The organism is Lewinella sp. LCG006 (assembly GCF_040784935.1).
GTDB lineage: Bacteria > Bacteroidota > Bacteroidia > Chitinophagales > Saprospiraceae > Lewinella.
In genome coordinates this window covers 4,154,890-4,177,909 of record NZ_CP160680.1, presented here as the reverse complement: position 1 = coordinate 4,177,909, position 23,020 = coordinate 4,154,890, and the positions used below count along the sequence as shown (strand labels likewise).

Genomic DNA, 23,020 nt, shown 5'->3' with positions numbered 1-23,020 from the left:
ATTTTTGATCCATATGGAAGCCACTGTTTCTAAGGCGGAATACGATGAGTTGAAGCAGCAAAATGCTAAGCTTCAGCACGAGCTGGATCAACTAAAGCGGTTGATTTTCGGTGCTTCCAAAGAACGTTTTGTACCCAGTGTTGCCCCCGAGCAACTTGACCTTTGGGAGCTTGATCAAGCCACTGGCGAAGGGGAAGTCGACAAGGAAAAGATCAGTTACGAGCGCAAGAAAAAAGCGCACCCTGGTCGCACCCAACTGCCCGAAAATCTTCCTGTTGAAGAAATCATCATTGAGCCAGCAGAAGATACCACTGGCATGGTGGAAATAGGAGAAGAGGTAACGGAAACACTGGATTATCGCCCCGGTGTATTACTCAAGCGTCGCTATATCCGCAAGAAGTACGCGCGTACCGAAGAAACGCCAGACGCTGCTAGCATCCTTATCGGCGAACTCCCTGAACGCCCGATCCCCAAAGGCATTGCAGAAGCTGGATTACTAGCGTATCTGTTCGTTGCCAAATACATCGATCATCTGCCTTTCTACCGGCAGATCGAAATATTTAAGCGTGATCACGGCTGGGCGATCCACAAATCAACCATCAATGATTGGTTCGCGGCCTGTTGTACCTTGCTCGAACCCCTTTATGAGACCTTGCGTAAAAATGTGCTCCATACGGACTACCTGCAAGGTGACGAGTCTACTATGAAAGTACTCGACAGCAATAAGGCAGGGAATACTCATTTGGGTTATCAATGGGTATTCCACAATCCGCTTTCCGGAAACGTTCTTTTCGTGTATCGAAAGGGCCGAGGAGCCAATGGCTTGACCGAAACACTAGCTGATTTTACAGGCTATCTGCAGTCAGATGGCTACGCAGCCTATGATAAGTTCGCCCGTGGCCGCCAAGTGGAACTCATCAGCTGTCTGGCTCATATCCGCCGTAAGTTTTTTGAAGCTAAGGACAACCATCCAGCTATGGCGGAGCATGCATTGACGAAAATACAGCAACTCTACGCCATTGAACGGCATGCCCGGGAAGCGAAGATGTCCGCTGCTGAGCGCAAAACCTTAAGACAAGCCAAGGCCAAAGCCATTTATGAGGAACTTTTACAATGGGTCATCACCGAACAGAAAAACAACCTAAGCAAGGGCGCCATAGGTAAGGCACTGCACTATGCTACAAATCAGCTTCCTCGCTTGGCCCACTACCTTGAAGACGGCCGCATCGAAATCGATAACAACCTGATCGAAAACTCTATCCGTCCACTTGCTTTGGGGCGTAAAAATTACCTCTTCGCGGGTTCGCACGAAGGCGCGCAACGTGCTGCCATGATGTACAGCTTCTTCGCCAGCTGCAAATACGCAAAGGCCAACCCATGGGAATGGCTCACGGATGTGCTTGGCCGTATTGGCGCTCACCCTATCAACCGACTGGAGGAGCTACTGCCTGCACAGTGGGAGGAAAATAGAAACAGAGACCTGTAGTTGCTCGGACGCTTACGAATAGTCCCCATTGATGGTCTGCCACTTCAGGCCCTATTCGTAGCGATAAAGCAAATATTGGCGTGCTTGCTCTGGTGTAAAATCCGCTCCATACTTGCGCTCTATACGCCAGTCCAAAAACTGTCGAAATGCACAACCATACGCCGAGACCGTCGCCGGGCTGTAGTTCTTCAAGATTAAATACGTACGTAATCCTTGCTGATAAGCTTCTTTCGTTTTCATCGCTTTTTGCTTTAGTGAACGATGTGACGAAATTAGCGAAGACCAGATGACTAATCAATTGAAATACAAGAAATTAGGAGTGGAAAATAGGGTGGTTTTGTTCAACGTTTTGAATAAACGCTCGTTTTAATAGCATTTATTCTTTGTTGTAAGAAGTTAATTGATATAAATTATAATTTTGGTATTTGATTTTCAAAGAATAATACTTTTTTATATCAATATCATATAATTTCTTTCTATCACGACTGACAATTATGAAAATAAGGTTTTCTCTTGCCCATTCTTCGAAAAAAGAATAATCAAAAACCTTTCGATTGTAGGTGATGTTATGGATGTCAGTAGGAAATAATACGCATCTCTGAGGAAACGATTGAGCAATTGTTCTATCGTCAGAATAAAAATAACTGTCCCCGAGGTTTGATTCTAAAAAAGTTATTATTTCAGGAATGTCACTCTCATTTTTAACGTTAGAATTCATTGATTTTAAGTTCAATAACAATGGCGCAGCATAGTGAAAAGTATGATTGATAGCAATAGAAATCCCAAAAAGCATAAATCCAATCAAAAATAATTTCTTTTTAAGAATATTATAGCTTTCCAAAATAGACATCATAAAAATCAATAAACATAGTAATAGTTCATTAAAGTAGTTTATAGCTGATCCAACTTTTAGTGCCGAAAAAAAAGAGAAAACAGCAACTGTGTAGCTTATTGTAATGAGAAAAAGTAAATTATGATTAGTTTTTACGTGTTTCCAATTTTTTAAACTAATGATACTTAATAAGACAAACACAAGGGAAAATAGACCAAAATACGCAAAATAATTCTTATAGGCTTTCCAGGCGGCAAAAAATGAAGTTCCATTATCAATACCCTTCACAATATTTTGGTAAAGATATGTTAAGTCGTAACCTAATATATGAATTAATCCGCACATTAAAACCAATGTTGACACAAAAGAAATAGCTGAAAAACATGCCAATCTCCATTGTTTCGCAATTATCATATAAAGCCCAAAGGAAATTATATAGCCCCCCATTGTCTGTTTCGATAGTACACCTAAAGCCATAAAAACACCTAAAAGAAATGCTGTATTTGATTTCTTGCTTTTTTGAAATAAAAGTATAGACCTTATTGATAGAATGAAAAAAAAGAGAATCAATACGTCAGGTCTTGAAATATTAAACCAAGGAAAGCTTAATATTGAATAAGTCATACTAATAATTAAGCTAGAATTTCTATTAATTCCAATCACATTTTGTAGTGTGTCAATTAAGATAAATAATGACAAAAGCATTAACAAAACTGAGACAATGCGAGTGATGCCCCGAATCAAAAAAAAATTATCTGTTTCAATTGATAACAAACTAATTAAGCCATCGTTTAAAATATAATATAATGGAGCGTATTGTGTTATGTTAAATGGAGGCTTTTCTGGAGAGTTGTATAAACTCCCATTGTTTTCTAAAGCCAATTGAATCGAGTATATAACATTAGATTCAACTCCTCTCAAATCACTTTGAAAAAAGATAGTCAATGCTAAAAGGAAAAACATTCCAATAACAGCAAGTATAAAAGCCTTTTTTACCCAAGGGTACACAAAATCTGTATTTATTTTTTCCATATCCCGATTAATGATTTGCCAAATGAATTTAATATTAACTTGTCTATGATTTTAGAAATAGGTACAATCAGCCTGTCATACTTTAGAATTTGACTTCTTGTTGGGTAAGACTGCTTCAAGAAAAACTTATTCACTAAAGATGCACACAGTCCTAGCGAATCTAAGTAAAATAAATCTAACTTACTCATGTCATTGGGAATTGCATCAGAAAGCATTTTTCTATTATATCTCCTGTAATGCCCAACTGCTTGATCAAAAGGGCTAAATAAATAATTATATGCAGGAACTAAAATGATTAATAGGCCCCCTTCTTTTAAGTGTAATTTAGCCTTATTAAGTTCTATAGAATCATGCTCAATATGTTCAATGACATCAATGTAAATAATGGTGTCAAATTTTTTATCATTAGGCAAATCTTGTAAATATTGATTTAGGACTGTCACTTTTGACCTGTCTCCTTTAAGGTTGTCTAAAATTTGATCTGCTAGTGTTTTATCTGGCTCAATAGATGTTATACTCCTGATATCAGAATGATTTTGCAGAATTAGATTCGTATTTATACCTATCCCAGCACCTACTTCAAGTACATCGCCTGAAATAAATTTACTGATTGAATTATACCAATAATGTTTCCAGTTTACAGCATCTTTAAATATGGTTAATTCATTACCTATGTATTTTGAGTCTTTCATGAATTATTATTGTTTAATAATTTGTTTATAGAAATCAATTGGCTTAGTAATAGGTTTATTTCTATTATTTAGGTGAGTGAGGATTATTAACAGATTGAACAATAAAACTGTAATTAATAAATTGAAGATAAATCCAAATACATTCGTAGCCCATCCAGGAATAGCGTATTCCGAAAAATACTTGATAGATAGTACACTTACACCTATGATTATCATGAGTATAAAAATCAAAAAGCTTAGTTTAAGTACTCGGATAATAATTGACTCAATATAAACAGATAGTGAACTTAGACCATGAAGAATTAGGCTGTTAAAATTCATTTTCGAAACCCCAAAATATCGCTTACTCCTTTCTGTAATTATCAAGTCATATGGTAACTTAGATTTTATTACGGATGCTGAATAATGATTCCAAAAACTCGGATTATTACATATTTTTGATAATGAGGATTTTGGGATACAACTAAAATTACCAAAAGAAATAGATGATCCCGTTAATAATCTAAACGCCTTCTTATACAAAAAGTAGAATAACTTAAAAGTTAAACTTTCCGAACGTTTTGACCTGTTTGCAAATATTATTTGGCCTTTACTAGACGAATTGGCCTGGTCTATGAAATGATTTATATATTTTGGATTGTCTTCTCCATCAGAATCCATTACAATTATAAACTCCGAGTCAATCTGCTGTTCGTAGCAATAGCATAGACCTATCAAAATAGCTCTTTGATGCCCAACATTTAAAACTAAATCAACTTGGGAGTAAGTTATTTTTTTGGGAATTTCAATTGGCATTATGGGTAACTCAACCGAACAATCATTTACAACAACTAAATTGATAGCATCAAATTTACTTGCTAGTGATGTATTTATGTCCTGTATCAGATACTCTAGACATTTCCAATCATTATAAACTGGAGTTACTATGGTGACTTTATTTTTCATAATTTCTTACAACGTTTTTCTGGACATGCGAAGTTCGGAAATTTTCGGCGCAGCCGAGAAAAATTTTTGAATTTCCACATATCCCGTGTTGTGCGAGGTTCGCAGCGCAGCGGAGAAGCTTGTGCAGCACGGGCTTGCCCGAAAACCGTTGTCCAAGATGCGCAGCGAAGCGGAGTATCTTGGACAACGTTTAGTGCAGCCGCAGCCCCACAAAGAAAATGTCTCCAACTGCAATTCCCCTCGACAAACAGCTCTTTTCCCCCGAAGCAAATCCCTCTTGTGGGGTTGTCGGTCTGCACCTTGTTGGGCGTTTGTTTTTCATTGCTCACGCGGCGGACATATCCCACCAACATCAGCATATCCACTTGCGCGGTGGGAATTCTTCTTTTCAGCTCCCACTAATGCGGACATTTCACATCCCATCAAGGTAGAACTTTTGCGGCACTTCTTCTCACTGTTTTCTGGGGGGATGCTTTCCTTCAAGCATTTTACTAGCCCCTGGGTGATCATCACAAAAGCTATAACGCCCCAACGTTTTTCGGGACATGCGAAGTTCGAAAATTTTCGGCGCAGCCGAGAAAAATTTTTGAATTTCCGCATGTCCCGTGTTGTGCGAGGTTCGCAGCGCAGCGGAGAAGCTTGTGCAGCACGGGCTTGCCCGAAAAACGTTGTCCAAGATGCGCAGCGAAGCGGAGTATCTTGGACAACTTACTTATATGCGAACAAAATACCCCATTTGACGTACTTTTACAAAAAAGATCATCAAATGGACTACGGACTTTTTGCAGCGTTTGTTGGCTGACATGGGTGTACCTTAGCGTGGTTTTAATATCACTGTGACCCAAAAGCTCCTGAATAAAGCGTACATCTGTACCTGATTCTAACAAATGAGTGGCATAACTGTGCCGTAAAGAATGAAAAGTAACGGCCTTGCGAACCCCTGCTTTCTCTTTTGCTCTCCGAAAAATGGTCTGTAGGCTACGCACGGAGTAGGGTTCTCCAGGTAGCTGCCCGGCAAATAACCATATCGTGGGTTGATACTCCAACAAATAGGCTTGCAACAAAGCTACCAGTGCCGGGCTTAGGGGAACCATTCGATCCTTACTACCCTTCGAGTTCACAACGTGAATCGTCATTCTCTCCAAATCAATGTCCCGGGTCTGCAATTGGCATACCTCGCTTACCCGCAGGCCAGCACTGTAAGCCATATACACCATCGTCTGGTGCTTCTTGTTCTCAATCGTGGCGAATAGTCAGTCAGGCTTTATTTTTGGCCTTATGTCAACCTTGTGCCCTGGCCTTCCTTTGGCAGCAGTTGAAGAAAAAGGGATGTCCGTATTGTCAGGCGTATCAGAAGGCAGCCTGGACCGGAAATTTGCTTCAGGAGTAAAATTTGCATTAGGGAAAATCGCAGTTAAAGCTTCAGCAACTTTAGGGTCAATAGGTATTTAGTATTTAGCGTTATTCAGGAAACACACCTTGACTTCCCCTAAACAGCTTCATCAATGATCCCATTTGAAGTCGCTCTGTGCCCAATTACTTAAATGCCGAAAGTCCAGCCAGGAAGCTATGCATTCTTCAGAAAAATCAGACCTTTGCGTTTTATTAGACTTTATACCTACTCAATAGCATTCATGAAAGTTGCCATTATTGGAGGAGGAGCTGCGGGCTTCTTTGCGGCCTTGGCGGCCAAAGAAAATCATCCGACAGCGACGGTCATTATTTTGGAAAAATCGTCGAAACTCCTGGCCAAGGTCAAAGTTTCGGGAGGAGGGCGATGCAATGTTACCAATGGTTGCACGGCTATTTCCGAACTCATCAAGGCGTACCCGCGTGGCACCCGCCAACTAAAAAAAGCCTTTCGCGTTTTTAGTACCCAGGATACGATGAACTGGTTTGAGCAGCGAGGGGTACCCCTGGTTATCCAGGAAGACAATTGCGTATTTCCTGAGTCCCAAAGTTCTCAAAGTATTATCGACTGCTTCCTTAAAGAGGCACGCCGACTAGGGGTAGAGATTAAAACCGGCTACGGCGTAAAAACACTCCAGCAGCAAGAGGAACAATGGCTCCTGAGTTTCCTCAAAGAGGATCAAGCGCCAGAGGTGTTTGACAAAGTCATCGTAGCCACAGGTGGTTCTCCCAAGCGAAGCGGACTAACCTGGCTGGAAGAATTAGGTCATAAAATTGAAGAACCAGTACCTTCCCTTTTCACCTTTAATATGCCCGAAGAAGCAGTCCGAGAGCTTATGGGTGTGGTGGTAGAACCAGCACTGGCCAATATTCAGGGCACCAAACTCAAAGCCGATGGGCCCTTGTTGATTACGCATTGGGGGATGAGTGGCCCGGCCATCCTGAAGCTTTCCGCTCACGGCGCGCGCATCCTTAGCGAAAAAGACTACCAATTCAACGTACAAATCAATTGGACGGCCAGTAGAAACGATGATACTGTTCGCGAAGACCTGCAAAGCATTGTCCGCTCGCACCCCAAGAAAAACGCTGCTAACCTGGCCCCTTATGACTTGCCCAAACGGCTCTGGCGCTTTTTACTCACCAAAGCCCAACTGCCCGAGGATAAGGTATGGGGAGAGATCGGTAAAAACGGCATCAACAAGCTCGTTGCGCTGCTCACCAATGACGTCTATGCCGTGCGGGGCAAGACCACCTTTAAGGAAGAGTTTGTCACCTGTGGCGGCGTGAGCCTTCAGGATATCGACTTTAGCACTATGCAAAGCAGGGTTTGTAAAAACCTCTACTTCGCGGGTGAAGTCATGGACATTGATGGCATCACCGGCGGCTACAACTTCCAGTCGGCCTGGACGACGGCGTTTATTGCTGGGAAGTTGGGTTAGGCACAACGCTGCGCGAGCAACAATACAAAACACGAAAAATCAATTAAATTGATTGATTCAGTCAATTAAAATAAGTATATTTGTCTGACATATACTTGCTAAATGGAAGTAACTCTGAGGAATCGGTCAAATAATAGTCCGATCAAAGCAATTATCGAAAAAATAGAGAAGAGTGATTATTCGATGATTACTAGTAGTGACTATTTATTTGATTGGAATCTAGAGCGTTATAATGAAGTTTATAAGCTCACTTTGAAATCCTCAGTGGATGAATTATTGGGATTGATGTCCATAGTTGATTATCCTGATGAGAAGCGAATCGACATAAATTTACTGGAACTAAGGAAAGATCAGACTGGCAAAAAGAAAAAAATTGACAGCATTGCAGGTTGTCTGATAAGCTTCGCCATCCAAATAGCTTTCGAGAAGGGATATAATGGCTTCGTTACATTAGAGCCTAAAAAGCAACTTTACGACCATTATCAACGCAAATATGGATTTATTGATGCAGGATACTTGGTGGCTATTGATGGCCAAGCTGCGATTGATCTAATGAGTAAATACTTGTAAAATGGCAGAAAAAAAGAAAGAACCCACTTATGAAGATTTATCAAAAATCTATACAGACGAAGAAATTGCAGAGAGTTTCGTATTAAGAAGCACTTTGTCTGAAGACGAAAAGGAAGAAGCTCATAAAGAATTTCTGAAATTCAGAATGGATAGATTGAAGAACATGTCGGAATCTGATATTATTCTGAGTAATTTGATGAGGATGAAAATTCAAATTCAAAATTACATCGAGCAGAATGAGTACAATCCAAGGTTCGATTTCTCGAATCAGCTCAAAGAATACTTATCAATCACTAAAAGGACTCAAAAAGATTTCTCGGAAGAGATTGATATTCACCCAGCACAATTGAATAGAATTATCAGAGGTAAAGAAAATCCTAATGTGGATTTACTCTATCGACTCGAAAAGCACAGTGAAGGTTTGTTAAAGGCTAAAAATTTATACCGACTTCACACCATGAAATTAGAATCAGAGATGGTAAATGACGAAGAAAGTAGATTAGCTCAATATGATAGAGTCAAGCAAACGCTATCATTAGCAAAAGCAAGTTGATTGAATTGAAAAATTTGTTCCTATCAAGAGCAAATGGAGAGTGTTCAAAATTGTGTGTCTCAGCCGCCTTGCCCCAAGTTTCTTATCACTACAATACCCAACTCGCAAACCTACATCGGCACCAACATCAAAGCCGCTCCTCCCCCAGCTACCAAGTGCAAATCGAGAATATCTCCGCCGCGCACTTCGCGCTCTTCGATCTCCATGGCGGTAGGGTTGGTCTCCCAGTGAGCATCTTGGCCATCTTGGTAAACGACCAAGCGATAGGTCTTGTTTTTATCCAAAAAGTCGAGTTCAATACTAAGGGCACGTGGGTTTTCGTCGGTGATGGCGCCGATAAACCAGCGATTGCCGCCCCGCTCCTGGCGAGCGATGGTCACGTAATCGCCGGGGTCCCCGTTGAGGACTTTGGTCTGCTCCCAGTCAACGGCTACGTCGCGTACCCACTGCATTCCGGGCTGTCCGGTAGCGTGCTCAGGCAAGTCGGCCATCATTTGCAAGGGGCTGTAGATAACGACGTAGAGTGCCAGCTCGTGCGCCAAGGTATGCTTCACCCGATTGTCGGGCTTGTAAGGCTCCATCATCAGGTTGAAGATGCCGGGGGTATAATCAATCGGCCCAGCCAACATGCGCGTAAAGGCAACCATCGTCAGGTGATCAGTAGGGTTACCTCCTTCGGAAGACCAGGCGTTGAATTCCTGCCCGCGTAGCCCTTCCCGGCTCATCATGTTGGGATAAGTACGACGTATGCCTGTGTCTTTGATGGGTTCGTGTGCGTCGATGGCGACTTGGTGCTTCGCGCCCATTTCTACTACTCGGCGGTAATGCTGTACCATCCACTGCCCGTGGTGGCGCTCTCCTTCCGGGATGATAGGACCTACGTAGCCGGTTTTCACAGCATGAATACCCAGATTTTCCATCAGGGTGTAAGCCGTATCCAGTTGCTGATCGTATGTTCTCGGCGCGGCTGAGGTTTCGTGGTGCATAATGATACTCACCCCTTTTTCCTTGCCGTAACGAACTACTTCTTCCAAGTCATAATCATCGTAGGGCGTCACAAAATCAAAAACGCCTTCGCGGTCGGGGAAGCCAATCCAGCGTTCCCAACCGGTATTCCAACCTTCTACCAACAATCCACTGATATTATTTTCGGCACAGAAATCAATGTAACGCTTAGCATTTTCAGTCGTAGCTCCGTGCTTGCCGCTGGCTTTGTCCCAGCTTGATTTATCCAGGTGCATTTCCCACCAAATACCCGCGTACTTCATGGGTTTGATCCAGCTGAGATCACCTTTCAGTACATTGGGCTCATTGAGGTTGAGGATGATATTACTTTCGATTAGATCACCTGCCTTCTCCGCCACCTGGATGGTACGCCATGGGGTATTAAAAGGAGTTTGCTGTTTTACTTTCGCACCATCGGCCCAAGCGACCAGGGCACTTTCAAAACGGTTATCTTTCTTGTTCACCCGCAAGGTCATCCCTGCGTAATCAGTCAGATTGGCTTCGTGAAAACTCAGGTAAAGGCCCGCTTCGGTTTTTAGCGTAACGGGTGTATTTACTGCATTCTCAGGAATGTACGTCTGCGCCAGATTGGGATGATCACGCTTGCTCAGGGCATCAATTTCGCTAAACTTGGTCTGATTGTAGAGGTGCTCGTAAATGTCCCAATCGCCAGGTATCCACCAGCAGGTAGGGTCACCCGTGAGCGAAAACTCGGTATGCTCATCGGTGATCACTACTTCACCCATATTTTCCTGTTCAGGGAATTCGTAGCGAAAGCCCAGTCCATCATCATACAAACGAAAAACGAGGACAAACTTCCGCATCGGCGGGCTGGTCTCTTCGATGTCGATCCGGGCTTCCTGGTAGTTGTTTTCTACCATTCTTTGCTCGCCCCAAGGTTGCTCCCAAGATTCTTTTTTCGAGCTCGTGGCAGCATTGTTAATTTTCCAACCCTTTTTCAAGGCTGGTGCATCCTGAAAAGAAAAGCCTAAGCCCGAAGCCGGAATTACGAAAGTCTCCCCTCGCTTCAACTCATAAGCGGCTACGCCTTCCTCATTGACCTGAAAACTTAATGCCAACTGACCGTCTGGAGACGTAATGCTTACCGAGGAGGTATTCTCTTCGGCAGGCGTACAGGCCGTAGCTAATAATATCAACAGAAGGCTATAAAATGAGAAACGTAGCATAAGTCGATTTTTTACAAAAAATAATAAATAGCGTTATTCTGCGGGGACAAGTCTAACCCTAATTCAGTAATTTATTGACAATAAACTCACCAACTTTCCGTCCTTGGGCAACGCCATCTTCGATCGCCGGACGGTAGTGAATGCCACCGTATAAACGACTAATGGCCGCTTCTTGTGAGGCTTCCAAAAACGAATTGAAATTCCGTTGAGGCAAGCCATAATCCACCTCTACCACATCCAAGAACTCAAAGTTGTCGCCAAAAATCGAGGTCAACACAACGGCGGAAGCTGTGGAGATGACACTGTGGCCACTGGTATGCTCCGGGAAAGGAGGCGTTTGCAGGGTAGGCAACCAATCAGGATCGATTTTTTCGTTGATGACCGTCTCTGGTCGGATCAGTGAACTGCGGTATTTTTCGTCCCAACAACTGATAAAGGCATCAAAGAGCGCAATACTCACCATAGAATGCGCCTTTACAGTGGTCATCATGTCAGCATCAATTTTACGACAAGCTACCCCCGTGATTCCCATCCAATGCCCTCCAGGAGTGATTTTTTTGGTAGCAAACATGATGTGCCCGGTCTGGTGCATCACGAAAGGATTGCAATCCCAGAAACTGGCAATAACCCGTTGCTCTTCGTCCAGGTTCACCCCTACATCATACACTTCCTTTACCAGTTTGTAGAATTCAGAACCTTCCGTCATATCAAAAGCGGGAGGTGGTGGTGGACGAAATTGAGCCGCCGAGTCAATCACTAGCGTACGGATTTTATTCCAATGAGGTTCAATGCCCTCCATGTAAGCTGGTGGCGTAGGTTTCCAACGGGAAGGATCGTCCGAAACCGAAAACTTTGGCATCGTCCGGGTCTGGGCGTAATTATCTTCCTTAGACCAAGCCATAATATGCTGCTTGACCTGCATTGCGTAATCTTTTGATGCCTGGACAACCTTGGGATCAACTTGCCAGGTACCCACCAGAGAATCTATTTGCAATTGCCAATCCTCCATCTTTTCTTCCGAAAAGATGAGCTGCTTACCCACTTCATTAAATACATAAATTGCAGCTAATTCATAACTCACCAAGGCCGTATCCACCATAATTTCAAGGGGTGTCAATCCGTGCAAACGATTAGCAAAACTTTTATTACCCGGGTAGGCCGGGCTCATTGCTTCGTAGGCAGCGATACACGGATAAGTATATATCCGACTAGCAATGGGTGGTGCAAAAATATCGTGAATCTGAATACGGGTCAGATTTTCTACCGATTTGATAAAGAGATCCTCTTCTTCTAAATGTTCAACAATTCCTGCCTTGGAGAGGTAGTCTTTTTGACAACTCACTCCGAAGAACAACAGAAGTAATGTCCACAAAGTAATTCTATGCATATCGAAAAAATTGATTCGCTGACAATTTTTATGTGCTGAATACAAAAATTGTCAGCGAAGAGAAAAAATTAATTTTGAGGTAGATCTACGAAATACAGGTAGCCACTGTTGGTGACCATAAGGTACTTTCCATTTTCCAAAGGCACAATAGCCCGGGCATTTACGCCAGCGGGTGCTGGAAGCCAATCATCTTGTAGGAAAGTTTTCTTCGCCACATCAAGCTTAGTGACGCCCAACTTGGCATCCATGGCATTCGCCTGAACAGCCGCCAATTCATGGTTGCTTGCTACGTAGTAGATGTTTCCTTTTTGTACATCCAAATAAAAATCCTGCACCGTACCGGTCTGCACGCGTTCGGGCAGAGGGATGGAAACGTATTCTTCCTTTTGGGAAAGGAAAAGCACCGACCTCAATTCATTGATTTCCTTCGTCTCCACCAAGCGATCTTGCCCTTCTGGAAATAGTTGTTCGAAAGAACTGACTTGAGAAAAGCTTACGTAATCCACAAAACGCTTCTTTAGTATTGGAAGCTGGGAAACAAATTTATCTTTCGACCCCAGCGGTAGATAACGATTGAAGTAGCGGTAAAAAATAAGTGGATCAACGCTTCCATTATCATCAAAATCACCGAGATAAAGCCTTATGGGGTGCGCTTCGTCGGCACTCAAGACGGTATTGGTCCCCAGGTTTCCAGCAACGATATCGATCTGTCCATCTTGATTAAAGTCGCCAAAAGCAAGCGTTTTCCAAAAACCGCTTAGGTTGGGCAAACCTGAGTTTGTCGCAATGGCCAACATACCGTTTCCATCATTTTCAATGACGGTGATGGGCATCCAATCGCCACAGACTACAAGGTCAAGGTCCTGGTCATTGCCAAAATCTACCCACTGTGCGTCGGTCACCATGCCAAGGCGTTCCTTCAGCGCAATATCTACCCCCGTACCTCCCCGGTTTTTCAACACAAAGCTATAGGGCGAAAGGCCGTAGGAACCAGGAATTGATCGGGCACCAATAAAAATGTCCTCGTAACCGTCTTTGTCAAAATCCGCAACCGCAACAACACTGGCATTTGTATGCGGCAACGAGAGCGGAATTCTCAAGAACTTCATTCCTCCATTATTGAGGTAAATCCGGTCTTCCAGTACCTTATCCAATTCCTTGGAAACACTACCACCGCTCGCGATGTAGAGGTCTTTATCACCGTCGCCATCAAAGTCAATGGTAGCCACACTGACATCTTCATGTCTGGCATCTCTGGTAAAATCATCTACTTCCAGGTTTTCAAAACTTCCGTCTTTCCGACCGCGCAATAGTCTGGTCGCATGTCCATGCGCACCCCCGACAATCAAGTCTTTGGTGCCATCTCCGTCCAAGTCTTCGTATAGTACTGCTGGTCCTTCTCTAGAGAGTTTCTCTGGAATCAGCTTTTCGTTTTCATCGTCATTGAAATCATTCTCTTCATGCTGAAGCGGTAAGACATCGAAGCTCTTACCTAAGCTACTTACTGCGGTGGCCAACTGTTTTGCCGCGCTTGAATCTTTGCTGATTTTCAGTTGTTGGTTAACTTCTACAGCTAACAAGACTTGCTTGGTCTGGTCGGGCCAGATGATCACCAGCGAGTCCAGCTGGGTAGCCTTGCCCAAGCCAAAATGAAGGCGATGCGAAGAAGATGATTGATATCCTTTGACGCTTTGCAGCTCCTGGTAACGTGGAGTTTCTTCTGTGTAAGCGTAAACTTTAGTGCCATTGGTTGTTTTCCCAGTAGGATCATTGAGTTCCAATTCCAGGTAAGCCTGCGTTCCTGAAGAGCTGTTGTACTTCAGGATGGTAGCTGGGTCATTGATGTTATTGATCACAATTTCCAGATAGCCGTCCTGATCCAAATCCGCATAGGCCGCGCCGTTAGAGAAAGAAGGGCTTCCTACCTGGGCATCAGCAATTTTAGAAAAATGCAGATTGTCCGACTGCAAGAAGAGGATGTTTTTCAACTTTTGCGCGGGCAACTTACCAATAAGTTGCTGGGTTCGTTCAGGGTCATTTTCTGCATATTTGGAGATGGCCTCGCTGTTCAAATAATTGATATAGTCCAGGTCATTTGGACGCTTTGCGATGCCATTGGAAATAAAAATATCCTTGTTCCCATTGTTATCAAAATCTTGCAAAAGCACCGCCCAGCTCCAATCAGAGGCAAAGGTGCGCGTATGGAGGGCAATATCTACAAACGTTCCCCAGCCAGTGTTGAGCTGGAAATGGTTACGGGCAAATTGGTTTTCAAAACCTAAATCATCCTTGATACGCTTGATTTGATCGGTATCTTCGCCTCCCGATTTCAGGTAGACCTCTTCTTCAAACGGAAGCATATCGGTACTGAAAATGTCCGGCAACAGGTCGTTGTTCAAATCGGCAATATCAACGCCCATGCTGAATTGGGTCGTATGATCCGTCCAATCCGCTACTTCTTCCCTAAAGGTCTTATCTCCATTATTGAAGTAGATGTAGTCGTTTTCGTGAAAATCATTGCCAACGTAGATGTCCGTCCAGCCATCGCCATTGAGGTCGCCACAAGCTACCGCCAGTCCATAACCGAGCGGGCTGGAATAGATGCCCGATTCGACGGTGACGTCGATAAAAGACTGCTCGGCCTCGTTCAAACGATTTTCAAAGAACCGATCTCCCGCATAAAGGTCTTGCTCTTTACGCTTTTCAGCGGTGCCGTAACTCCGTACGGAATGGACATTGTGGTTGAGTAAATAGAGGTCTAGATCGCCATCGTGGTCATAATCAAGAAAGCAAGCCTGGGTGGAAAACCCTTGAAAATCCAGGCCCAATTCGGCTGACATTTCCCGGAAAGTGCCATCTTTCTGATTGATATAAACCAGGTTATGAGCTTCGGGTAAAATGCCTACACCGACCTTACAAACGTGGATATCCAGGTAACCATCGTTGTTAAGATCCTCCATGACTACACCTGATGACCAGGTGTTTTCTGGCAAAATATTGGCTTTTTCACTGATGTCTTCAAACTTCAGGTTGCCTTTATTCAGGTAAAGCTTATCGGGGCCTTGGTTGGCGGTAAAGAAAAGATCCTCCAATCCGTCGTTGTTAATATCCCCAATGGCTACCCCACCACCATTGTAATAATAGAGGTATTCGATAATGTTGAGCTCCGTTGTTTCCGTCAACTTATTGGTAAAATCAATGCCTGTTTGCTCGGCTGTCAAGGAGAGCATTGTTGCATTGGAGTCGGAGGTAGTAGCTTCTTCTCTTCCACAAGCGGACAGAATGATCGCCGCTAAAGAAAAGCCCAAAAAGCCCAAAAGCACTCTATTCATAATTGGTTTTATAAGTTACCACATCATCATTGTTTCTGAAGATGTAGATCATGTCATTAATCGTTTTTATGTCTCGAATTTCTCCTCTAACGGAAAAGCCCAATGCGGAGGAGCGATCCGTAAACGTGCCCGCCCCATCGTTGACGAGGCAATGCCCGAAGGATGCATCGTACATTCCTACTTCAGGTTGTACCTTGTAGAGGTTTCCACCCATGATCAAGTCCAGGTCCTGGTCCTGATCAATGTCCGCAGCAGCGATGGCAAATATTGGACTAAACTGCACCGGCAATGGCAGGATATGTTTTTTGAATTCCTTATTCCCCAGGTTCTCTATCCAGATGGAGTTCAATTCGTTGACTTGCTGAACGGAAGATGTACTCAGTTGATTCTCATCGAAAATCTGGGTCATATCCGCATCTTTAAAAGATTCAAAATCCGGGAATTTCTTTTTCAGATAACGAAGTTGAAGGGTCAGGTTGTGGCGTAATGCGTAAGGGTAATCCTTGCCGTTTTCGGCACTAAAAGTCATGATGCACTCTGGGAACCCATTCTGGTCATAATCATTGTAAAACAGTTTGAGAGGGTGTGTTGGCGAAGCATCGAAGCGGCTGTTATTGCCCAGGTTTCCTAGGACCAAATCCAGGTCCTGATCACCATCTAAATCACTAAGGTGCAAGACATTCCACCAGCCATCATTAGGGAAGGGCAAAGCTAGTTTCGAAAATTTCGAGCCCTCATTGATCAGCATTTGCACCTCCATAAACTCTCCTACAACGATGAGATCAAGGCGATCATCACCGTTGATATCTCCCCAGGCAGCATCGGTAATCATCCCGATTTCTTGCAAGCCCGGATAGCGGCTAGCCGTAACATCTTTGAAGTTTCCTGCGCCGTCATTCTCAAAAATATAGCCAGAACATTTCGCTCCGTACTTACCAATTTTTATCCGCTCACCTACGAAGAGGTCCAGGTCGCCGTCGCCGTCCATATCGCCCGTGTTCACCGCCAGGGTGCTCAGTTTCTGATCATCGGGAAACAGCTGTTTGGCTTGCCCAAAGTTGCCCTTCCCATCATTGAAGAGCAGTTGATCTTGCAGAAGAGCTGAAAACTCCGTGATTTCAACACCGCCACTCGCCAGGTAAACATCTAAATCACCATCCTGATCGGCATCAAATAAATGGGCAGCCACGTACTCTGCTTCCGCTGAAACAGCCGTGATATCCTTTTCGATGAAAGTGCCGTCTTTTGCCCCCAGGTACAACATACATTTCATATCCTTGGGGCCAGGAATGACAAAATCGATGAGTCCGTCACCATTGACATCGCCCTGTGCTACACGCGGACCTTCGGTACTGTGAGCGTGGTAAACGAGTCGTTCCCGGTTGAAATCAATGTAATTATTCTCCTGATGACGGTATTTGAGTACAGAAGGGACTTCCTGTAAAGGAGACTTGCCAGCTAGTGCAGCGATGCTGTTGGCCGCTTGGCCAGTAGAAGCATCAAAAGTAAGGGTCTGATTGACGGGTACTTTCTCCTGTTTCGTCACCAGGCCATCCGGCCAGATGATCTCAATAGCTACCTGCTTGGCAGCTCCTACCCCAACAATGATATTAGGGTCCATGCTGGACTGGAATCCGCGCGTTGGTTGGTTTTCAGTAACCCAGTGCTGGTCGCCCGCACTGACTTTGACTTTACTACCAATAGCGTAAGTATTCTCGCCTTTTCCTTTTAGCTTCAGCTTAATGTAATTCCCCTGCGTTTGCCGGTTTTCGTACACAAAACAGGGCATATTTACATTATTGACCACCAAGTCCAAGTCGCCATCATTGTCCAAATCACCATAAGCAGAGCCATTGGAAAAACTAGGGCTCAACAAACCACTATTGGTGTAAACGGAAAACTGCAAATCCCCATTGTTTTTGTAAGCATGGTTGGCTACTTTGTTGGAAGGGATAATGTCGATGAGTTCTTTATAATCAACCCCTTTATCAGAAACAATTGACTGAATAACCGACTCATTGGCGACATAGGCCAGGTAATCCTGATTGGTCAGATCCTTGAAAATACCATTGGCAATAAAGAGGTCTTTGTACCCATCATTGTCCATATCAAAGAAGAGGGCACCCCAGCTCCAATCAGAGGCTTCGATACCTGCCAAACGAGACACTTCACTGAAAGCATTGTCTCCTCGGTTGAGGTGCAGGACATTGCGGGTAAACTGGTGATGGTAGCCATTTTTTACGTTATACTGGTATTTATCCCAATCTTCAAAGGTGGTGACCGATTTGAGGCGTTGGTATTCGGAAGGAAGCATTTCCGTTACAAAAATATCCTGGTAGCCATCGTTATTGATGTCTGCCATATCCGCGCCCATAGATGCTCCGCTGATGGACAGCATCTCGTTGGCCAGATCTTCCCGGAAGGTCCCATCCTGCTGGTTGAGGTACAAATAATCCCGTTCAAAGAAATCATTGGAAACGAAGATGTCTTCCCAGTTGTCGTTGTTGACATCACCGATGGTGACCCCCAGCCCAAAGCCGATGACACTACCATAGATACCCGCTTGCTCACTTACATCCACAAACTTGCCCCCCTGATTTTGCATCAGCTTGTCACCCCCGAGTTCATCGCGGACGGGGCGTTCATTTTTGCGCAGATTGAAACTACCAATGGCTTGGAAAGAGTTATTGAGAATGTAGACATCAAGGTCACCATCCTTATCGTAATCAAAGAAGCTGGCGTGGGTAGAAAAGCCTTTGTCGTTGAGGCCATAGGCAGCCCCTTCCTCGGTGAAGCGTAAATTTCCCTGGTTGATGTAGAGTTCATTCTCTTTGTTGTCTCCTGCGACATCACCAGAATTGCAGACGTAGATATCCAGCAGGCCATCCGCATTGACATCCGCCATGGTGACGCCCGTCGACCAGGCACGTTCACCTTTTACACCAGCGGTTTCGGTAATGTCCTCAAACTGCCAGTTGCCTTTGTTTAGGAACAGGCGATTGTCTCCCTGATTAGAGGTCATGAAGATATCAGACAGCCCATCATTGTTGATATCGCCGATAGCGACTCCTCCACCGTTGTAAAAATTTCGGTATTTGTAAACATTGAAATCGTTGGTATAGGTCAGGTCATTGCTAAAGTTGATGCCAATGGCTTGATTATCCATCAATTCAAAAAGGTCACCCTTCGCTTCCGGTGATGGATTGGAAGTATCCTCGCAAGCAAACAGGGAACATAAAGCGATTAAAAAGACTATTCTTTTTTCCATTGGTTATTCAGCTTGTATTCTAAATCTTCAATTTTAACGACAACATCCTTATCGTTTTTCGGGTACATCAGAATCTGGCGGTTGCCGTCGATTTTTACCAGTGCCGGATATTCGGATTCCTTGATTTTTAATTCAATAAAATCATTTCCAGGATAATCCGTTAGCAATGCTTTACGCAAAACCTCCAGCAGACGATCCGATTGCATTTCCTCATTCCAGGGAGACCAGGCCAGAAAAGAGTAGGTCATTCTCATCCCCCTCATGACATCGTTTTCGTCGAAGATCCCGTAAAACAACATCTCCTTGGAGAGCGGATTAGCTTCCGCTCCTATCGAGTCACGATCGGTAATGAAGCGAGCATTGGCTCCTGCCCCCTGACTAATGATCTTCTGTTTATTGAGATCCCAGCAGATGGTAAAAAAATCTTTCCTCGTCTGCCCCATCCGCATTCCAAAAATCAGGCTATCATGCTTAATACCGCTGGCCATTTCCTGATCGACATATTGTTGGTATTCTGATTTACAACTTGCTAAGCAAAGCACAACAAAAAACAAAGGCAAAATCAGATCAATCCTTTTCATATACTTTAATTTCTCCATCGTTGACACCCACAATGATTTGGTTGGGGTTAATTTTTTCAATCGCTCGGATTTGCCCTGCAATCCCTAGTGGGCGGCAATCCGTAAATGTAACACCTTCCTCCCTTTTTTCACCATAACACAACCAACCCATTGTAGCATCCTGACGGCCAAATTGAGGCTTGTATTTGTAATCATTGCCTCCTAGCAACAAATCCGTGGTACCATCTTCATCAAAATCGTCCGCCAGAATAGCGTTTACCGTTGAATATTGAGCTTCTCTTGGCAGTACGGTTGGGCGAAGCTGCCCTTGGTCATTCCAGAGGATGAGGCTTCTATTCTCTGTAAGGTGCAACTTTATTGCTCCTGCTAGTTTTTCTTCTGGCACGAGTACTTCCAGTGGAGCTTGTGAAAACTCCGCGTAGGTGCGGTATTTCTTCTTCAGGATCGGCATCTGAGCATAGAGTTCATTGATGTCGTGAATGGGAAAGTGTCCATCTTCCGTTGCTTCACAAGTTATCTGTTCGTTGGTTCCGTTTTGATCAAAATCGTTGATGAATACCGTCAGGCCTTTGTTGAAAAAGTTGTTTTGGCCCAGATTGCCCAAAACGAAATCGGGGTCTCCATCCTGATCCAGATCGGTCTTCTGGATACAATTCCACAAGCCTGCCGTGTTATCAAGTACTTGTATTTGGTCCGAACGGTCGAAATGTCCTTCCCGACTAAAGAGAATCGTGATGGGCATGTATTGTCCCGCCAGAATAATATCCGCCCAACCGTCAGCATTAATATCTGCGCTTTCCACTGCGGTAATCATCCCGAGGTCTTTGCCCAGTTCATTTTCATAGACTGAAAACTGTTGGTTACCCTTGTTCTTCAAGATGACGCAGCTACCTGGCAGACCATAGCTATTGGTTTTCATGGCTTCCCCTAAGATAATTTCCGGCAGGCCGTCCTGGTCCAGATCAGCAATTGCGATATCGCCGGTAGAAATAGGGTAAGGAAACGGGAGGGCTCCAGCAGCAGGGCTAAAATGGCCCTTGCCATCATTGATGTACAGCGCATCGTTCAACTCCGGCGCATAAATAGAGAAGGCTTTGCCACCGTGGGCGATATAAAGATCCAAGTCCCCATCGAGGTCACAATCAAAGAATTCGGCGGCGGTCACTTCCGAGCGGCTGGTTGCCGAGAAGAAGTTGTGTGCGACAAAATTTTCGTCTTGCGAAAGAAAAAGGGTTGATTCCTGGTTTTTCCCTCCACCAATGAAGAGATCATTTTTTCCATCTTTATTCACATCCGCAACTGCGATTGCGGGGCCCTGTCGTCCGGGCATGGAGAGGAGCATTCTTTCACGATCAAAATAATTCAAGTCAATTTCTTCGTGCTTAAAAGTCAAAAGGCGCTCTACGGGGCTAAGCAATGACTTAGCAGCAATGGACAAGACAAGGCCCTTTGGGGAATGTACTTCTTGCTCGTAATTAAGGGGATAGGCCTGGCCGGTAGGCACCTGGGTGTGGGTCGTTGTTTCGCCATTCGGCCAAATCACGATAAGGCTATCCAACATCTTTCGATTACCAAGCCCAAAAAATGGCGGCACCGCCGAACAGCTCTGAAAGCCCTTGGTTGGATAATATTCGAACATGCTGCGAAGCGTATCCGCAAAGATCAGCACTTTAGCGCCAATGGCTTCCTGGTTGCCTCCCTTGTAGCGAAGCGGAACGGATAAGCCACGTGCAGTGGACAGGTCTGTGTTGTTCCGATAGATAGAAGCTGGCTGATCCACATTATTGACCACAAAGTCCAGGTCGCCATCATTGTCCAGATCGCCGTAGGCACTTCCGTTGCTAAAGGTAGCAGCATCCAGCCCCCATTCCTGTGATTTATAAGTAAAGTTAAGTTGCCCGTTATTCTTAAAAATCGCATTGCTTACCGCGCCGGAGGGCATGATATCAATGAGCTTTTTCAGCACTTCTTCGTCTTCATCAATCATGGCCCTGACGCGCGTATCATTGGCCATGTAATTAAGGTAATCTTTATCGAGAAGATCGGAGCGGATGCCGTTGCTGATAAAAATATCCCGCAAGCCATCATTGTCGAAATCCTGGATAAGGGCCGACCAGCTCCACTCAGAGCTTTCTACACCAGCCAGGCGGCCCAGTTCGACAAACTTTCCATTGGTCAGGCTTTTATGAAGTACATTACGAGAAAACTGATGATGATAACCTTTATCAACGGCTAGCTGATATTTGTCCCAGTTTTCGTAAGTGGTTTTGGTCTTTTTGCGGTCGGCAGACCGGGGAAGCATTTCGGTGACAAAAATTTCCGGTTGTAAGTCATTATCCAGGTCACTGGCATCCGCCCCCATGGAGCCCATAGAAAGGGAGGTAAAACTGGCATCAGCGCTTTCCTTAAAGGTTCCATCCTGGTTGTTGAGGTACAAATAATCTTTTTCAAAAAAGTCGTTCGAAAGAAAGATGTCGGGCCAACCGTCTTGGTTAAAATCCGCCAGGGTTATTCCTAAGCCGTAGCCAATACTGCTGGAATAAATGCCTGCTTTTTGGGTGACATCAACAAATTTACCATCCTGGTTCTCGAGAAGTTTGTTGCCTTCAGGGTCAAATACATCGCGTAAACCTACCTTCATATCAAACCCTCCTACCGACCGTAGCGAGTTGTTCAACAAATAGCAATCGAGATCACCATCGAGATCATAATCGAAAAAAGCAGATTGGATAGAAAGGCCGGTAATATCCAAGCCGTAGGCTGCTGATTGCTCGACGAAGGTGAGGTCGCCCTGATTGATAAAGAGTTCATTATGGCGATTATTACCTTCTGGCTTTCCAGCCTTGCATACGTAAAGGTCCAACCAACCATCACCATTGATGTCCACAAAGTTAACCCCCGAAGACCAGACGCCTTCACAGGCGACACCCGCCTGTTCGGTAATGTCTTCAAACTGAAAATTGCCTTTATTAAGGTAGAGTTTATTGGGTACCAGGTTACCAGAAAAATAGATATCTAGTAAGCCATCGTTGTTAATATCGCCCAAAGCAGCCCCTCCCCCATTATAAAAGTTGCGGTAGGTATAAGGATTGTACTCTTCGGTGTACTTGAGATCGTTGGAAAATAGAACACCCGACTGTTGAGGGTCTATCGCCGTGAATAAGGTTGTTGGCTGATCAGTGCAACTACAAAGACCTAAAAGCAAAAGACCAAGACTAGCCATCCTTGAAAAAGACTGTTGCTTATTCCATTTCATAGTATTTCGCTTCAATTTATTCTCTAATCTCATTTGATCTTTTTC

15 protein-coding genes and 1 pseudogene are annotated in these 23,020 nt (G+C 44.2%); 5 read left to right on the top strand and 11 right to left on the bottom strand.

Going from position 1 to position 23,020, the window contains the following annotated elements:
• The first annotated feature begins 13 nt into the window (after positions 1–13).
• On the top strand, positions 14–1,486 hold the full coding sequence (locus AB0L18_RS15055; protein WP_367388128.1) for an IS66 family transposase: 1,473 nt from the start codon (positions 14–16) through the stop codon (positions 1,484–1,486).
• 51 nt (positions 1,487–1,537) lie between these two features.
• On the opposite strand, the gene AB0L18_RS15050 is transcribed toward AB0L18_RS15055, so the two are convergent.
• From AB0L18_RS15050 to AB0L18_RS15035, 4 genes are all read right to left on the bottom strand, one after another.
• Positions 1,538–1,726: a hypothetical protein gene (locus tag AB0L18_RS15050; protein ID WP_367388127.1), complete on the bottom strand. Its 189-nt coding sequence runs from the start codon at positions 1,724–1,726 to the stop codon at positions 1,538–1,540.
• A 136-nt stretch (positions 1,727–1,862) separates the two neighbouring features.
• Positions 1,863–3,350, bottom strand: a complete 1,488-nt coding sequence (locus tag AB0L18_RS15045; protein ID WP_367388126.1) for a glycosyltransferase family 39 protein — start codon at positions 3,348–3,350, stop codon at positions 1,863–1,865.
• Complete coding sequence (locus AB0L18_RS15040; RefSeq protein ID WP_367388125.1) at positions 3,338–4,042, bottom strand: class I SAM-dependent methyltransferase; 705 nt, start codon at positions 4,040–4,042, stop codon at positions 3,338–3,340. Before AB0L18_RS15040 ends, AB0L18_RS15045 begins: the two co-directional genes overlap by 13 nt.
• 6 nt (positions 4,043–4,048) lie before the next feature.
• Complete coding sequence (locus AB0L18_RS15035; RefSeq protein WP_367388124.1) at positions 4,049–4,987, bottom strand: glycosyltransferase; 939 nt, start codon at positions 4,985–4,987, stop codon at positions 4,049–4,051.
• Between the two features lie 157 nt (positions 4,988–5,144).
• Between AB0L18_RS15035 and AB0L18_RS15030 the strand changes: the two genes are divergently transcribed.
• Entirely contained in the window at positions 5,145–5,789 is a 645-nt protein-coding gene (locus AB0L18_RS15030; protein WP_367393203.1) for a hypothetical protein, read from the top strand.
• Between the two features lie 49 nt (positions 5,790–5,838).
• On the opposite strand, the pseudogene AB0L18_RS15025 reads toward AB0L18_RS15030, so the two are convergent.
• Positions 5,839–6,195: pseudogene (locus AB0L18_RS15025) on the bottom strand (tyrosine-type recombinase/integrase); the annotation flags it as partial.
• A 426-nt stretch (positions 6,196–6,621) separates the two neighbouring features.
• On the opposite strand from AB0L18_RS15025, the gene AB0L18_RS15020 reads away from it, so the two are divergent.
• The 3 genes from AB0L18_RS15020 to AB0L18_RS15010 all read left to right on the top strand — a co-directional run bounded on the left by AB0L18_RS15020 (position 6,622) and on the right by AB0L18_RS15010 (position 8,959).
• Complete coding sequence (locus AB0L18_RS15020) at positions 6,622–7,836, top strand: NAD(P)/FAD-dependent oxidoreductase (RefSeq protein ID WP_367388123.1); 1,215 nt, start codon at positions 6,622–6,624, stop codon at positions 7,834–7,836.
• Between the two features lie 102 nt (positions 7,837–7,938).
• On the top strand, positions 7,939–8,406 hold the full coding sequence (locus AB0L18_RS15015) for a hypothetical protein (protein ID WP_367388122.1): 468 nt from the start codon (positions 7,939–7,941) through the stop codon (positions 8,404–8,406).
• Between the two features lies 1 nt (position 8,407).
• On the top strand, positions 8,408–8,959 hold the full coding sequence (locus AB0L18_RS15010) for a helix-turn-helix domain-containing protein (RefSeq protein ID WP_367388121.1): 552 nt from the start codon (positions 8,408–8,410) through the stop codon (positions 8,957–8,959).
• Between the two features lie 110 nt (positions 8,960–9,069).
• On the opposite strand, the gene AB0L18_RS15005 is transcribed toward AB0L18_RS15010, so the two are convergent.
• The 6 genes from AB0L18_RS15005 to AB0L18_RS14980 form a co-directional block, all read right to left on the bottom strand.
• Positions 9,070–11,151, bottom strand: coding sequence for a glycoside hydrolase family 97 protein (locus tag AB0L18_RS15005; protein WP_367388120.1), 2,082 nt, complete (start codon positions 11,149–11,151; stop codon positions 9,070–9,072).
• A gap of 58 nt (positions 11,152–11,209) precedes the next feature.
• Positions 11,210–12,538, bottom strand: coding sequence for a vanadium-dependent haloperoxidase (locus tag AB0L18_RS15000; protein ID WP_367388119.1), 1,329 nt, complete (start codon positions 12,536–12,538; stop codon positions 11,210–11,212).
• 68 nt (positions 12,539–12,606) lie between these two features.
• Complete coding sequence (locus tag AB0L18_RS14995) at positions 12,607–15,870, bottom strand: VCBS repeat-containing protein (protein WP_367388118.1); 3,264 nt, start codon at positions 15,868–15,870, stop codon at positions 12,607–12,609.
• Complete coding sequence (locus tag AB0L18_RS14990; RefSeq protein WP_367388117.1) at positions 15,863–19,138, bottom strand: VCBS repeat-containing protein; 3,276 nt, start codon at positions 19,136–19,138, stop codon at positions 15,863–15,865. Before AB0L18_RS14990 ends, AB0L18_RS14995 begins: the two co-directional genes overlap by 8 nt.
• Positions 19,123–19,719 (bottom strand): hypothetical protein, encoded by a 597-nt coding sequence (locus tag AB0L18_RS14985; RefSeq protein WP_367388116.1) that lies wholly within the window; start codon positions 19,717–19,719, stop codon positions 19,123–19,125. Before AB0L18_RS14985 ends, AB0L18_RS14990 begins: the two co-directional genes overlap by 16 nt.
• A complete protein-coding gene (locus AB0L18_RS14980) occupies positions 19,706–22,975 on the bottom strand; it encodes a VCBS repeat-containing protein (protein ID WP_367388115.1) in 3,270 nt (1,089 codons plus the stop codon). Before AB0L18_RS14980 ends, AB0L18_RS14985 begins: the two co-directional genes overlap by 14 nt.
• Positions 22,976–23,020: the final 45 nt, after the last annotated feature.